Source organism: Sphingomonas sp. SDUR79, assembly GCF_056821745.1.
Window position 1 is genome coordinate 399,131 of record NZ_JBPDIN010000001.1, and the last position, 14,507, is coordinate 413,637.

Consider the following 14,507-nt stretch of genomic DNA (forward strand, 5'->3'; position numbering starts at 1 on the left):
TACTTCCCCCGATCCTAGCATAGAGGGGCCATGAGCAAAGCGATTTACGCCCCGCCGCGCACCGCGCTGTTCCTGCCCGCGTCGAATGCCCGCGCGATCGAGAAGGCGAAAGGGTTGAACGCTGACATGGTGATCCTCGACCTTGAGGACGCGGTGAAGGCCGAGGACAAGGAAGCGGCGCGCGAGGCGGTGAAGGCGACCCAGGGCTTTGGCGACCGCCCGTTCGGTGTCCGCGTCAATGCCAAGGACAGCGACCACTGGAAGGCCGACCTCAAGGCCGTCAAGAAGTCCGCCGCAACCCATGTCATCGTGCCCAAGGTCGAGACGGCGGAGGCGATCACCTATGCCGCGCTCTACGCCGACCGTCCGGTGCTGGCGATGATCGAGACGGCGGCGGGGGTGATGAATGTCGGCCCGATCGCCAGCACCACCGGCTGGGGCGTCGAGCTGGCCGGCTTGATCGTCGGCACCAATGATCTCGCCGCATCGCTCAAGCTGCCCCCGGCGGCGAGCCGCGCGCAGATGGCGCTGTCGCTGCAGCTGGTCGTGCTGGCGGCGCGGGCGCGTGAGCTGTGGGTGCTCGACGGCGTTTTCAACCGCCTCGACGATGCCGAAGGGCTGGCGGCGGAATGCGCCGAGGGCCGCCTGCTCGGTTTCGACGGCAAGTCGCTGATCCACCCCAACCAGATCGATATCGCCCGCGCGGCGTTCGACCCGACCGAGGCGGAGCTGGAAGAAGCACGCGCGCTGGTCGCGGCGTTCTCCGGCGGCGCGGAACGCTATAAGGATGCGATGATCGAGGAGATGCACGTCGACCGCGCCAAGGCGCTGCTGGCGCGCGCGGGCGGGCACAATTGATGGCAAAAGCGGACCGTCTGGCGAAGCTCGACGAACACCGGATCGAGCTGGAGGCCGAGTATCGCGCCGCGCTGATCAAGGCGCTGGAGGTGACCGCGGCCGGCCGCTGGGGTCTGTTCGGCCACAATGACGATCGTGCCAGCCGGGCTGCCGCTGCACCGATGGTCGCCGAACTGACCGAATTGGGCGACGACATCAATGCGATGCGCGAACGCCTGTTGCTGCCGCCGTTCGACCTTCACGCCGAATTTCTCGCATCGCGCGGCAAGGTCGGTTCGCATGCCGTTGGCGAGCCCAAACAGGCGCTGCAATGGCTGCAAAAACTGAACGGCTGATGCGGCGTCCCGCGCTGCGACGCAGCACCCCCTAGCGCGCGTCACATAGCGCGGTTACATGGGCCGCCAATCCTCGACTCAGGACATTGGCGCACCCCATGGATATCCCGCTCGGCCTCACCTTCGACGACGTTCTGCTCTATCCGGGCGAGAGCGAGGTGTTGCCGAGCATGGCGGATACGCGGACGTTCGTTACCAAGTCGCTGGCGCTCAACATCCCGATCCTGTCTTCGGCGATGGACACGGTGACCGAAGCGGACATGGCGATCGTCATGGCACAGCTCGGCGGCCTGGGCGTCCTCCACCGCAATCTCGAGATCGATGAACAGGTTGAGGCGGTGCGACAGGTCAAGCGCTTCGAGAGCGGCATGGTCGTCAACCCGATCACGATCCGCGCCAGCGGCACGCTGGCCGAGGCGCAGGCGCTGATGACTCGGCACAAGATCAGCGGCATTCCGGTGACCGAAGCCGATGGCAAGCTGGTCGGCATCCTCACCAACCGCGACGTGCGCTTTGCCGAGAATCCGGGACAGCCGGTCAGCGAGCTGATGACCCACGACAATCTCGCCACCGTTTCGATCGGGGTCGGGCAGGAGGAGGCGCGCCGCCTGCTGCACCAGCGCCGCATCGAAAAGCTGCTGGTGGTGGACGAAAACTATCGCTGCGTCGGCCTGATCACCGTCAAGGACATCGAAAAGGCAGTGAACTATCCCAACGCGACCAAGGACGGCGCGGGCCGCCTGTGCGTCGCCGCCGCCACCACCGTGGGCGACAAGGGCTTCGAGCGGACGCAGGCGCTGGTCGATGCCGAGGTCGACCTGATCGTGATCGACACCGCCCACGGCCATAACAAGGACGTCGCCCGCGCGGTCGAGCGGGTGAAGAAGCTGTCGAACCGCGTCCAGGTCGTCGCCGGCAACGTCGCGACCGCCGCCGCCACCCGCGCGCTGATCGACGCGGGCGCGGATGGCGTGAAGGTCGGCATCGGCCCCGGCTCGATCTGCACCACCCGCGTGGTCGCCGGCGTCGGCGTGCCGCAGCTGACCGCCGTGATGGACGCCGCCAACGAAGCCGCGAAATCGGGCGTGCCGGTGATCGCCGACGGTGGCCTGCGCACCTCGGGCGACCTCGCCAAGGCGCTCGCGGCGGGCGCGTCGACCTGCATGGTCGGGTCGCTGCTCGCCGGGACCGAGGAAGCGCCGGGCGAAACCTTCCTGTATCAGGGTCGCGCGTACAAATCCTATCGCGGCATGGGCAGCGTCGGCGCGATGGGCCGCGGCTCGGCCGACCGCTATTTCCAGGGCGATATCAAGGATCAGCTCAAGCTCGTCCCCGAGGGGATCGAGGGGCAGGTCGCGTTCAAGGGCCCGGCCAAGGACGTGATCCACCAGCTGATCGGCGGCATCAAGGCGGCAATGGGCTATACCGGCGCGGCAACGATCCCCGAGCTGCAGAAGAAGGGCAAGTTCGTCCGCATCACCAATGCCGGCCTGCGCGAAAGCCATGTCCATGACGTGACGATCACGCGCGAAGCCCCGAACTACCCGACGCGCTAAGACGTCAGCCAGCCTATCCTCCCCCGCCAGGGGGAGGTGGCGCTGAAGGCGACGGAGGGGGAGGACGGCGATGCCCTCTCGCGCGTCGTGCTTCCTCCCCTCCGTCAGCTGCGCTGACACCTCCCCCTGGCAGGAGGGATTGGAGCGCGGCGAGATGCCTCGGAAACCGCGCAATCCCAGAAGTTTAGTCCGCCCGGAACCGATCGTTTGCGCCGGCGTTGATTGCTCTGGGCCGATGCACGTGCATCGCCGGGGGAATGGCGGAGCAAGCGTGGAATTCAGCGCGACACCGGTGGCGGACGTCCCGGCATTTCTGGCCAATGGCGGCGAGATGGGCGCGCGCATTGCCGCCTATGACTGGTCGACGACCGGTGTCGGCGCGATCGAGCAATGGTCGCAAAGCCTGCGCAGCATCGTCGCCTTCCTGGTCAACTCGCCCGTTGCGCTGGTCATGCTGTGGGGCGAAGACGGCCACCTCATCTATAATGACGGCTATTCGGCCTTTGCCGGCGAACGCCATCCCGGGCTGCTCGGGATGAAGGTGCTGGAGGCGTGGCCCGAAGTAGCCGACCTCAATGCGCACGTCATGCGCGTCGGCCTCGCTGGCGGAACACTCGCCTATCGCAACCACAGGCTGAAGCTCAACCGCACCGGCACGTTCGAGGATTGCTGGCTCGATCTCGATTATTCGCCGGTGTTCGAGGATGATGGACACCCGGCTGGAGTCATGGCGGTCGTCGTCGAAACAACCGAATCGGTAAAGGGGGAACAGGTGCTGCGCGAAAGCGAGGCACGGCTGCGCTTTCTCGATGCGCTCGACCGCGAAACGGGCGACGCGACCGACCCGGCCCAGATTTTGGCGATCACCACACGCAAACTCGCCGATCAGCTCGGCGCAGCCAACTGCGCCTATGCCGATATGGATTCAGATGGCGACGGCTTCACGATCCGTGGCGATTGGGCCCGGCCGGGCTCGCGATCGATCGTCGGCCATTACAGCCTCGCTGCCTTCGGCGCGCAGGCGGTGCGCGAACTCAATAACGGACGCCCGCTGATCCTCGACGATATCGCGCACGAGTTGCCGCCGCACGAAGCGGCGACCTTTGCCGCGATCGGGCTTGCCGCCACCTGTTGCATGCCGCTGGTCAAGGACGGGCGGCTGATCGCGCTGATGGCGGCGCACCACAATGAACCGCATGTCTGGACCGCCGATGAAGTCGCGCTGATCCGCGAGGTAACCGACCGCAGCTGGGCGCATGTCGAGCGCGCGGCGGCCGAGGCGGAGCTGCGCAAGACCGCCATTCAGCTACGCCAGCTCAATGCCGAGCTCGAAAGCCGCGCCAACGAACGCGCGGCCGCGCTGGAGCAGAGCCGCACCCAGTTCCGCCTGCTGGTTCAGGGTGTGACCGATTACGCGATCTACATGCTCGATCCCGGCGGCGTCGTCGCCAGCTGGAACGCCGGGGCGCAGCGGATCAAGGGCTACGCTCCCGATGAAATCATGGGCGCGCATTTCTCGACCTTCTATCCCGAAGAGGATCGCGCCGCCGGAGAGCCGCAACGCGCGCTCGAAACCGCGCGGCGCAAGGGGCGGTTCGCTGCGGAGGGCTGGCGGATGCGCAAGGGCGGCGTGCGCTTCCGCGCCAGCGTGGTGCTCGACGCGATCCATGACGATGACGGCAAGCTGATCGGCTTTGCCAAGATCACGCGCGACATCACCGAACGCGAAGAGGCGCAGCGCGAGCTGGAAGTGGCGCGCGAGGCATTGTTCCAGAGCCAGAAGATCGAGGCGATCGGCCAGCTGACCGGCGGAGTCGCGCATGACTTCAACAATCTGCTGATGGCGATCATGAGCGCCTGACCCTGCTGCGCAAACGCATGCCTGAGGATGATGCCCAGATTACCCGTTTGATCGACAATTCGCTGCAGGCGGCCGATCGCGGCGCAGCGCTGACTCAGCGCATGCTCGCCTTTGCCCGGCGACAGGAACTCAAGACCGAACGGATCGACGTGCCCGCGCTGGTCGCCGATATGCGCGGTCTGCTCGAACGCACCATCGGGCCGGCGTGGCGGATCGAGATGGATTTCCCCGATCGCCTGCCCGCCGTTTCCGGCGACGTCAACCAGCTGGAAATGGCGCTGGTCAATCTGGCGGTGAATGCGCGCGACGCGATGCCCGACGGGGGCCTCATCTGCATTCGCGGCGTCGAACGCGAGGTGATCGGCGAGGTGCGCGGCCTGACTTCCGGCCATTATGTCCGCATGACGGTGAGCGATGAGGGAACGGGCATGGATGCCGCAACGCTCGCCCGCGCGACCGAGCCGTTCTTCACCACCAAGGGGGTGGGCAAGGGCACCGGGCTTGGCCTGTCGATGATCCACGGCTTTGCCCGTCAGAATGGCGGGATGCTGGAGATCGAAAGCGCGCCCGGCGAGGGGACTCACGCCCATATCTGGCTGCCGGTTGCGCCCGATGGCACGCGTGCCGCCGTTGCCGCGCCGCGTGTCGCCGCTGGCTGTGGGACCGTGCGGGCACTGGTGGTGCTGGTTGTCGATGACGATCCGCTGGTGCTGATGAACACCGCCGATCTGCTGACCGACTTGGGCCACAGGGTGATCGAGGCAGACTCGGGTTCAGCCGCGCTCGATCAAATGGCTGCGCGGGAGGATATCGCGCTGCTGATCACCGATCAGGCGATGCCCGGCATGACCGGAACCGAGCTGATTGCACAGGTCCGCGAACGGCGCCCCGAGCTGCCGATCATCCTTGCCACCGGCTATGGCGAAACCCCGGCGGACGCCGCCGCGCAACTGCTCCGCCTCAACAAACCCTTCACCCAGGCCGATCTTGAGCGCGCCGTTGCGGACGCGATGCTGCAGCGGGTGTAGGGCCTTTCTTCCCCTCCCTGAAAGGGAGGGGACAGTCCCGACATCATTTCGACGCAATGCGCGGGCAATCCGACCGCGCCTTGTCGAGTATCGCTGTCCTGCCCCCAGCCGAAGACCGGCCTCCGCTGCTTCAGCGCGTGCGCGAGCGGTTTGGCACGCGCGCGATGGCGATCGCACTGGCGCTGGTGATCGAGGCGCTGTTTGCGCTGCTGTTGCTGACGCTCGCGCCCAGCATCCTGACCCCGCCCGAAGAGACCGTGCCGATCGCGACATTCGGCGTCAGCCCGGAACCCGAACCCGCGCCCGAGCCGCCGTCCGAGGCTCGCCCCGCAGACGCAGTGGCCCAGCCCACAGCGCGAGCCCAGCCACGTGACGCCGACACACCACCGACGCCCGACCCGGTGGTCGCCGACCCCGCACCCGCGCCGCCCGTACTGCTCGACATTCCGCTTAGTCGTATGCCCGATATCGGCACGCTTCCCCGCCGCCCGGCCGCCGGGCCGTCTGCCCCCGCGCGCCGCGTCGCCGGTCCGCCCGCGCCCGGCCCCGATCCCGGCGACTCGCGCCGGGTCGAAGGGCGCGGCCCCAATGGCGAGCCGCTCTACGCCGCCTCCTGGTTTCGCAAACCCTATGACAGCGAGACGCGCGGCTATCTGTCGACCGCACGCGCGCCAGGCTGGGCGACGATCGCATGCCGGACGGTGGCCGATTATCGCGTCGACAGCTGCGTGCTGATCGACGAATATCCCGATGGCGCGCAGATCGGGCGCGCATGGCTCGCCGCCGCCTGGCAATTTCGTGTGCGCCCGCCCCGGCTGCGTGGCCAGTATCGGGTTGGCGAATGGGTTCGGATCCGGGTCGACTATGGACTGGACTCGGTGCGTGCCGAGTAAGCGTTAGAAAGGAAAATCGATGATGTGGATTGCTGCCCTCGCGATGCTGGCCTACGGCGTTCAGGAGGCACCGGCGCTGACTCCCGGCACGGTGACGGTCGAGGCGGTGGCGGATGACGCCACTCCGGCTGCAATCCGTCAGGTGTTCGCCGACGCGGTCGAACAGGCGCTGCTTGATGCACGCTTCACCGCGCTGCCACCGCAGGCACGTGGGCGCTACATCGCGCGGATCGGCGTGACCCGGGCCGAACGCGGCGCGGTGGCATCGAACGGGCGCGAGCCGGGCGCGTCGGGCGGCCTTGGCAATTGGGGCGGCGCAGTCAGCGTCGCGCTGCCCTCAGGCAAGCGCCAGCTGCGCGGTCTGATCGTCACCACGCTGACCGTCGAGCTGGTCAGCCGCGCCGATGAAAAGATCGTGTGGCGCGGCAGTGCCCTCACCGCGCAGGCCGCAGGCACGCGTGCCGATGTCCCCGCAACGCTCGCCGCCAAGCTCGCCCCGGCGATCATCCGCGCGTTCCCGCAGACCCTCGCCGAACCGTTGTCGATCCCCTAAAGCGCCGGAATGACTCCTGCCGCGCGTACGCGCACTGCCATCGAACTGCTCGACACGATCATCGCCGCCGCGCGCGACGGGGGTGCGTCGGCGGACGTGCTGATCGCGCGCGAACTCGCGGCGCGGCGCTATGCCGGGTCAAAGGACCGCCGCGCGATCCGCGGGCTCGTCTATGACGCGATCCGGCTGTGCGGCGAAGTTCCGGCGAGTGGCCGCGCCGCGCTGCTCGCGCTCGCCGCGCGCGACCCCGATCTCGCCGCGACCTTTGATGGCTCCGCCTATGGCGCTGCGCCGATCGCCCCCGGTGAGCCCGCCGCCACGCCCGGCGTCGCTCCGGCCTGGTTGATCGACGCGCTCGCCGCATCGGGAGTGGACGGCGATCAGGCGGCCGCCTTGCTCGACCGCGCGCCGCTCGACCTGCGCGTCAACCCGTTGCGGGCCGACCGCGACCAGATCGCCGCCATCTTCCCGGACTCCGCGCCGATCCCCGGCCTCGATCTCGCGCTGCGCCTGTCCGCCGACACACAGGTGGACAAGAGCGACGCTTATGACGCGGGCTGGTTCGAGGTGCAGGATGCAGGCAGCCAGGCCGTGACGCTCGCCGCTGCCGCCACCCCGGGCATGCGCGTGGTCGATTTGTGCGCGGGCGGCGGCGGCAAGACGCTCGCGCTCGCCGCGGCGATGGCGGGGCAGGGGACGATCCTCGCCAGCGACAGCGACCGCGGTCGCCTCTCGCGCCTCGCCCCGCGTGCGGTGCGGGCCGGGGTGGAGATCGTCGAAACCCGCCTGCTCAACCCCAACCAGGAGGCCGACGCGCTGGCCGACTGGGCCGGGCGCGCCGATGTTGTGCTGATCGACGCCCCCTGCTCGGGCACCGGCACCTGGCGCCGCAACCCCGAGGCGCGCTGGCGGCTCACCCCGGCGCGGCTCGCCCGGCTTGTGGAAACGCAGGCCCGGTTGCTCGATGTCGGCGCGGCGCTCGTCCGCCCCGGCGGCGCGCTGATCCATATCGTCTGCTCTTTGCTCGATGCCGAGGGTGCGGATCAGGTCGCCGCCTTCCTCGCGCGCAATCCCGCCTTCCGCGCGGAGCCGCTTGCGCTCCCGCTCGGCACACCGCATGGATCGGGCATGCGCCTCACCCCGCTCCGCGATGCGACCGACGGCTTTTTTGTCGCGCGGCTGGTGCGCGCATGATAGCCCTGTCCATTCCACGTCCGGAGACTGTCATGCGTATCTCGCTCGTGTCGGCCGCCGCAGCCCTTGCGCTGCTCAGCGTTTCGACTTCGCTCAACGCCCAGCGGGCCGACGACCAGATCGACGCGCGCTCGGTCGCTTTGCTCGATCGCGGCAAGGCGGCGCGCGCCGCCGGTGACCTAGACACCGCCAACGGCCTGATCGAAAGCGCGCTCGCGGTCGATCCGCGCAACCGCGCCGGCTATCTTGTGCTTGCCGAGATCGCCCGCGCCCAGGGCCTGCCGGGCAAGGCGATCCGCTTCTACCGCGAAGCGCTGACGCTCGAGCCGAACGACCAGGCTGCACTGCGTGGGCAGGGCGAGGCGATGGTGCAAAAGGGCGCGGTCGAACGCGCCCGGGAAAATCTCGCGCGATTAAAGACGCTGTGCGGCAATTGCGCCGACGCGACCCAGCTGGCAGCGGCGATCGCCAAGGGTCCGCCCGCGACTGCGACGGCGCAGGTGGCGCCGGCTCCCAAGGCTGAAGAGAAGAAGAACTAGAGTGTCCCCCTCCCGCTTGCGGGAGGGGCTAGGGGAGGGCCTGTCCTCCGGGAGTGCGGCCTGATTGAACAGGCCCTCCCCCGACCCCTCCCGCAAGCGGGAGGGGAGATTAAGAAAGCGCCCGCGCCAGCGCGACAAACTCCGCCACGCTCACCGTTTCCGCGCGCCGAGTCGGATCGATCCCCAGCGCTTCCGCCGCCTCGACCGCGCCCGGCACCGCCTTCAAGCTCTGCCGCAGCATCTTGCGCCGCTGTCCGAACGCCGCGGCGGTCAGCCGCTCCAGCACCTTGAACTTCACCCCCGGCGGTTCGTCGCCCGGCACGATATGTACCACCGCCGACATCACCTTGGGCGGCGGGGTAAAGGCGCTGCGGTGGACCGGCATCGCGATCCGCGCGCTGCTGCGCCACTGGGCGAGCACCGCGAGGCGGCCATAATGATCGCTGTCGGTGGTCGCGACGATGCGCTCGGCGACTTCCTTCTGGAACATCAGCGTCAGGCTCGCCCACCACGGCTCCCACGGCGCCGACAGCCAGCCGACCAGCAACGCCGTGCCGACATTGTACGGCAGGTTCGACGCGATATGCGGCTTGCCGGAAAACAGCGCCGGGGCATCCACCTCCAGCGCATCGCCCTCGATCAGCTTGAGCTGCCCCGGAAACGCTTCGCCCAGTTCCTCCAGCGCGGGGATACAGCGGCGGTCACGCTCGACCGCCGTCACCTGTGCGCCTGCCCCCAGCAGCGCACGCGTCAGGCCGCCCGGACCCGGGCCAACCTCGAACACCTCCGCGCCGTTGAGATCGCCCGGCACCCGCGCGATCCGGTCGAGCAGTTGCGAATCGAACAGGAAATTCTGGCCCAACGCCTTGCTGGCGGAGAGCCCGTGTTTCGCAATCACTTCACGCAGCGGCGGTAGCTTGGTCACGCGGTCGCGGCCTGTTCGGCATCATACATTGCGCGATGTGCCGCTGCCTGCGCCGCCATGCGGATCGCCGCGATCATCGCGCCGGGCTCGGCCATGTCCGTGCCGGCAATGCCGAACGCGGTGCCATGATCGGGCGAGGTGCGCACGATCGGCAGGCCCAAGGTCAGATTGACGCCCTCATCGAAATGCAGCGTCTTGAGCGGGATCAGCGCCTGATCGTGATACAGGCAGATGGCGGCATCATAGGTCGCGCGCGCGCGGGCATGAAACATCGTGTCGCCCGCAAATGGCCCGGTTGCATCGATGCCTTCGGCGCGCAGCTGTTCGATCGCGGGGATCAGCAGGTCGATCTCCTCACGCCCGATCGCGCCGCCTTCGCCCGCATGCGGGTTCAGCCCGGCAAAGGCGAGACGCGGCGCGCTGATCCCGAAATTGCGGGCCAGGCCCCGTGCCGTGGCGCGCGCCTTGGCCAGGATCAGCGCGATGGTGAGGGTCGGCGCGACCTCCGCCAGCGCGATATGCGTCGTCACCGGCACCACGCGCAGCGTCGGCCCGGCGAGCATCATGACGGCATTTTCGGGCGCGACGCCGCAGCGTTCGGCGACGAACTCGGTTTGCCCCGGATGGGTGAAGCCGATCGCATAAAGCTGCGCCTTGGACACCGGGCCGGTGACCAGACCACCGGCGGTACCCGACCGCGCAAGGCCCGTGGCAAGTTCCAGGCTGCTCAGCGCACAGCGCGCACCTGCGACATCGGGCACTCCCGGCTGGACCGCCGCCGAGCAATCGACGGGCAGCACTGGCAGCGCATCGTCAAATACGCCGCGCGCCTCGTCCGGGCTGCCGATCCGCGCCATCGGGCCGTCCCACACCGCCGCGATTGCGCCGGGTTCGCCGACCGCGAAAAACGGTGCAAGCGCGTGCAGTTCGCGGTTGCGCCACGCCTTGCCGATAATCTCCGGGCCGACCCCTGCCGGGTCGCCCATCGCAACCGCAAGCGGGCGCAGCGCGCCGCTCACGGCTCAGCGATACTCGATGATTGCGTCGCGGCGCAGATCTTTGAGCAGGCGCGAGGCGCGCAGGTTCGTGCGGCGCTCTTCCAGTCCGTCGCGGATCTGGTCGGGCGAGGGTGCGGCGGCGGTCTTGGGATCGTCACGCCCGCACAGCACCAGCGCGCGGATGCCATCGGTCGGCGACCCGAACGGTGGCGTCGCCTGCCCGACCTGCAGCCCGAGGATCAGGTCCTGCAACTGCGGCGGAAGGTCGCGTGCGACCACCGAATCATTGTCGATCACATCGGCGCCCAACGCTTCGGCGGCCTTGCCCACAGCGCCACACCCGTTGGTGGCCTTCAACACCGCGGCGAATTCGGCGACCTTGGCGGTGGCCTGGGCCTGGGTGATGCCGGCCGGGAATTTGACCGTCAGCTGGCGCAGGCTCAGCTTCGCGTCGCGCGGATCGGGCATGCCGACCTGACGCTTGTCGACCAGATACAGGATCGAAAAGCCGCCCGGCACTTCGATCGGGCCGGCCACCTGACCGACCTGCATCTGCTGCGCCGCTTGCGACAGCGATGCGGGCAGCATTTCGGCGCGGACCCAGCCCAGGTCGCCGCCAGTCGATTTGGTCGTCGCGTCGGAATATTGCGCGAAATATTCGAACGGGCGACCCTGCTGCATCTGCTGGATCATCTGCTGCATCGCCTGGAACACTTCGCCTGCGCGTTCCGGAGTCGCCTGAATATAGATTTCGCGCAGATGATATTCGTTGGTGCCCTTCGACGCCTCGATCGTATCGATGATCTGCTGGATTTCATAATCGCCCACGTTGATGAACGGGCCGACGCTGCGGCGGATCACCGCCTGCCATGCCAGTTCGCCCTCGATCTGGCGGCGGAACGACCGCTCCGACGAACCGATTTCGGTCAGCCAGGCGCGCATCTGATCGGGCGATCGGCCATAGCGGCGCGCGATGCCCGCAAAGCTGCGCTCGATCTGCTCGGCGGGAATCGACACATTTTCCGCCTTGGCATGCTGAATCTGGATCGTCTCGTCGATCAACAGACGCAGCACCTGCATGCGCAACTGGTCCTTCTCAGCGTCGGAGAGCTTCCACTGGTTGAGCGCAATCGCCAGGTTGACGCGATGATCGACGTCGGTGCGGGTCAACACATACCCGTTCACGATCGCCGTGGGCTTGCGCACATTGGGATCGGCCTTGCCGAACAGCTGCAGATTTTCCGGCAGGTTCAGGCTGGCCGTCGACGGCACCGACCCGTCATCGACGGTCTGCGCCGCAATGGCGGTGGTGCCCGCAATACCCAGAACAAGGGCCGCAATCCGGCCGAAACGCGCGACTTTCGAAGTCATTTTCACCTGTGCCTGAAACCTGTCCGATACATTCATCGGGGTCGTGTAATCGCCAATTGTGCCTGAACTGGGGCTTACGGCCTGTAATCTATCGCCGCAATGGTCATGATTGGGGAGGATCAGAGGCGGCTCACCGCCCCAGATTCTTCAGCGCCAGCGTGAACAAATAGGAATTGCCCCGCCGCGCGTCGCCCGTGGTCTGATAATCGCGCTTCCAGGTCAGGCCGACGCGGATGCAGTCATCCTCATATTCGACGCCCAGCCGGTGCCGCACCGGCTCGAACCCGTCGGCCAGCGAGGTCGGATCTTCCTCGCCATCGGTCAGGTCGACCACCGCCGACCCGAATGCCGACCAGAAGCGCGAAATCTGCACGCGCGCGCCGATCCGCGCCTCCTCACGGTCCTGCAAATCCTCGAGCGCGAAGGGAATGTTGCGGTTGAGCCGCAGATAGCCGAGCGTGACGAAGGTGGTGCGCGATCCGACCGTGGCGTCGATCTCGTTCCGGCGCACCGCGAAATTGTCCTTGTCCACGCGATAGCGGTGCGTGAGGGACAGGAAGTCGCGATAGCGCACCACCGTGCGCCCGACGATGTCCGACAGACGGTCATCAAGGCCCGTTCCGCTCGGCAGGATCGTGGCGCGCGAATTCAGGCGATAGCTCTGCCCGACATTCGCCTCGATCGAAATGCCGGGCAGATACAGCGCATAATCCACGCCAAAGGTGAAGCGCGTCGAATCCTCAAACCGGTCGTAACCCGGGAAGCGGTTGAGCGCGAAGAGGTTCGAATCCTCCAGATCGACCGACCGTGCGTCTTCGTTCGGCACATCGATATTTTCGATGCGCGGCGCGGCGACGATCTGGAAGCGCGGCGTGATCCGCTGCGTCCCACCGAACGCATCGCCGATCAGCGGCCATTTGATGTCGAGCGCCAGCGCACCGATTGCGCGCCCGCGAAATCCTTCCAGCCCGCGATAGCTGACCACGCTGGTGGCGGCGGTCTGCTGGGTGTTGTAAACATCGCCGCGGCCATAGGCGGTCAGCGTGACCTCCTGCCCCCACGCCGTCAGCTTGCGCAGGTCATAGCGCAGCGAGGTAAAGGCGCGCTGCGTATCCTGTCCCGCGCTGCGCCCGATCGCCAGGCTGTTGGCCTGCAGCTCGAACCGTCCGCCGGGGATCAGGTCCTGGCCAAAGCGCAGCCGATAGTCGATTTCGGGCAGCGCCACCGCCTGCAGTCCCTGGCTCTCGGTCGGGCGCAATGTCTGGACGAACCAGCCATTGATCGAGAAATAGGAATCGCGGTCGATCCGCTCGACGCGCAGATTGTTGCGCAGCCGGTCGTCGCTCGAAATATCGTAGCGGCGCAGGAAGGTGCGGTCGCTCGCCAGCCGGACCGATCCGCTGGTGCTCCAGTTTTCGTCGAACTGATAACGACCGACCGCGTCGATATAGCCGCGAAACGCATTCTCGCTCGACACGCCGGGAGTGGGCGAAATGAAATCGTCGCTCCGGCGGCTATAGGTGCCATAGCCGGTGACGCTGAACGCGCCCTTGTCCAGCAGATGGCGATATTGCGCCTGCAGCATCGGCAGCGCGCCGGTGAACAGGCGCGGCGTGACGGTCAGGTCGCGATTGGGCGCCAGACTGAAATAATAGGGCAGCGCGACCTCGAACCCGTTGACCGCGTCATAGCGCAGCTCGGGCGCGAGCAGGCCGCTGGCATTGCCGTCGCCCACCGAATGCGAAAACACCGGCAGCGGCAGGCTGGCAATGCCGAACAGCGACACGCGCGCGCCGGTGTAGCGGATGCGTTGCGTTGCGGGATCATAGACGACGCGGACCGCGGTGATCTTCCACGACGGCTCCTTGGGGCAGTTGCCCGAATCGACGACGGCACAGGGGGTATAGGCCGCGCGATCGACGCGGATCACGCCGCCGGCCTCACGCGTCCCGCGCTCCGCCGCGATGCGCCCGCCCTGCTCGAGTACGACCAGCATATTCTCGATCACGCCGTCTTTCAGCGAATCGGTCAGCTCGATCCGGTCGCCATAAGCGGTGTCGCCTTCCGGGCTGGTGACCGCAATATTGCCGTTCGCCACGACCTGCCCGGTCTTGCGGTTCCAGATCACCTTGTCCGCGCGCAGGCGGTTGCCTTCACGGAACAGGCGCACGTCGCCGCTGACCGTGACGACATCGCCGTTCGAATCATATTCGGCGAGATCGGCGGAAAACTGGATCTGGTTGGGATCGTCGGGCAGCCGGGTTTCCGACGGCGGCGGCGGTTCGACCGCGCGGTCCTGCAGGTCCTGAACGCCAGTCGCGCTGGCCCCCGGGACCAGACACAGGGCCAGCGGGACGACCCCGGCGAGCAACAGAGCCTTGCGCGTCACGTTTCTC

The 14,507-nt window shown here is 67.5% G+C and carries 13 protein-coding genes; 9 read left to right on the plus strand and 4 right to left on the minus strand.

Features of this window, described 5'->3' with window-relative positions; all coding sequences use genetic code 11:
• Positions 1-30 precede the first annotated feature (30 nt).
• From ACRYLO_RS01820 to ACRYLO_RS01860, 9 genes are all read left to right on the plus strand, one after another.
• A complete protein-coding gene (locus tag ACRYLO_RS01820; protein WP_482658592.1) occupies positions 31-858 on the plus strand; it encodes an HpcH/HpaI aldolase/citrate lyase family protein in 828 nt (275 codons plus the stop codon).
• Positions 858-1,193, plus strand: a complete 336-nt coding sequence (locus tag ACRYLO_RS01825) for a hypothetical protein (RefSeq protein ID WP_482658593.1) — start codon at positions 858-860, stop codon at positions 1,191-1,193. Before ACRYLO_RS01820 ends, ACRYLO_RS01825 begins: the two co-directional genes overlap by 1 nt.
• Positions 1,194-1,291: 98 nt before the next feature.
• Positions 1,292-2,749, plus strand: a complete 1,458-nt coding sequence (guaB, locus tag ACRYLO_RS01830) for an IMP dehydrogenase (protein WP_482658594.1) — start codon at positions 1,292-1,294, stop codon at positions 2,747-2,749.
• A 271-nt stretch (positions 2,750-3,020) separates the two neighbouring features.
• Positions 3,021-4,610 (plus strand): PAS domain S-box protein, encoded by a 1,590-nt coding sequence (locus ACRYLO_RS01835; RefSeq protein WP_482658595.1) that lies wholly within the window; start codon positions 3,021-3,023, stop codon positions 4,608-4,610.
• A gap of 17 nt (positions 4,611-4,627) precedes the next feature.
• Positions 4,628-5,638, plus strand: a complete 1,011-nt coding sequence (locus tag ACRYLO_RS01840) for a response regulator (RefSeq protein ID WP_482658596.1) — start codon at positions 4,628-4,630, stop codon at positions 5,636-5,638.
• Positions 5,639-5,718: 80 nt separating this feature from the next.
• Complete coding sequence (locus ACRYLO_RS01845) at positions 5,719-6,531, plus strand: hypothetical protein (RefSeq protein ID WP_482658597.1); 813 nt, start codon at positions 5,719-5,721, stop codon at positions 6,529-6,531.
• A gap of 22 nt (positions 6,532-6,553) precedes the next feature.
• Positions 6,554-7,084 (plus strand): DUF4136 domain-containing protein, encoded by a 531-nt coding sequence (locus ACRYLO_RS01850; protein WP_482658598.1) that lies wholly within the window; start codon positions 6,554-6,556, stop codon positions 7,082-7,084.
• 9 nt (positions 7,085-7,093) lie between these two features.
• Positions 7,094-8,278 carry an RsmB/NOP family class I SAM-dependent RNA methyltransferase gene (locus ACRYLO_RS01855; RefSeq protein WP_482658599.1) on the plus strand — a complete coding sequence of 395 codons (1,185 nt, stop codon included), beginning with the start codon at positions 7,094-7,096 and terminating at the stop codon, positions 8,276-8,278.
• Positions 8,279-8,310: 32 nt separating this feature from the next.
• The gene (locus ACRYLO_RS01860; RefSeq protein ID WP_482658600.1) at positions 8,311-8,817 is read left to right on the plus strand and encodes a tetratricopeptide repeat protein; all 507 of its coding nucleotides are present in this window, start codon (positions 8,311-8,313) and stop codon (positions 8,815-8,817) included.
• Positions 8,818-8,926: 109 nt separating this feature from the next.
• On the opposite strand, the gene rsmA is transcribed toward ACRYLO_RS01860, so the two are convergent.
• From rsmA to ACRYLO_RS01880, 4 genes are all read right to left on the minus strand, one after another.
• Entirely contained in the window at positions 8,927-9,742 is an 816-nt protein-coding gene (rsmA, locus tag ACRYLO_RS01865) for a 16S rRNA (adenine(1518)-N(6)/adenine(1519)-N(6))-dimethyltransferase RsmA (RefSeq protein WP_482658601.1), read from the minus strand.
• Positions 9,739-10,761 (minus strand): 4-hydroxythreonine-4-phosphate dehydrogenase PdxA, encoded by a 1,023-nt coding sequence (pdxA, locus tag ACRYLO_RS01870; protein WP_482658602.1) that lies wholly within the window; start codon positions 10,759-10,761, stop codon positions 9,739-9,741. The genes rsmA and pdxA overlap by 4 nt, the downstream gene beginning before the upstream one ends.
• A 3-nt stretch (positions 10,762-10,764) precedes the next feature.
• Positions 10,765-12,111 (minus strand): peptidylprolyl isomerase, encoded by a 1,347-nt coding sequence (locus ACRYLO_RS01875; protein WP_482658603.1) that lies wholly within the window; start codon positions 12,109-12,111, stop codon positions 10,765-10,767.
• A gap of 130 nt (positions 12,112-12,241) precedes the next feature.
• Positions 12,242-14,500, minus strand: coding sequence for an LPS-assembly protein LptD (locus ACRYLO_RS01880; protein ID WP_482658604.1), 2,259 nt, complete (start codon positions 14,498-14,500; stop codon positions 12,242-12,244).
• Positions 14,501-14,507 lie beyond the last annotated feature (7 nt).

What these genes read in the sequence shown, in the direction of transcription:
- ACRYLO_RS01820 (WP_482658592.1), top strand. Translation starts at nt 31, where the DNA reads ATGAGCAAAGCGATTTACGCCCCGCCGCGCACCGCGCTGTTCCTGCCC.
- ACRYLO_RS01825 (WP_482658593.1), top strand. Translation starts at nt 858, where the DNA reads ATGGCAAAAGCGGACCGTCTGGCGAAGCTCGACGAACACCGGATCGAG.
- guaB (WP_482658594.1), top strand. Translation starts at nt 1,292, where the DNA reads ATGGATATCCCGCTCGGCCTCACCTTCGACGACGTTCTGCTCTATCCG.
- ACRYLO_RS01840 (WP_482658596.1), top strand. Translation starts at nt 4,628, where the DNA reads ATGCCTGAGGATGATGCCCAGATTACCCGTTTGATCGACAATTCGCTG.
- ACRYLO_RS01850 (WP_482658598.1), top strand. Translation starts at nt 6,554, where the DNA reads ATGTGGATTGCTGCCCTCGCGATGCTGGCCTACGGCGTTCAGGAGGCA.
- ACRYLO_RS01855 (WP_482658599.1), top strand. Translation starts at nt 7,094, where the DNA reads ATGACTCCTGCCGCGCGTACGCGCACTGCCATCGAACTGCTCGACACG.
- ACRYLO_RS01860 (WP_482658600.1), top strand. Translation starts at nt 8,311, where the DNA reads ATGCGTATCTCGCTCGTGTCGGCCGCCGCAGCCCTTGCGCTGCTCAGC.
- ACRYLO_RS01875 (WP_482658603.1), bottom strand. Translation starts at nt 12,111, where the DNA reads ATGACTTCGAAAGTCGCGCGTTTCGGCCGGATTGCGGCCCTTGTTCTG.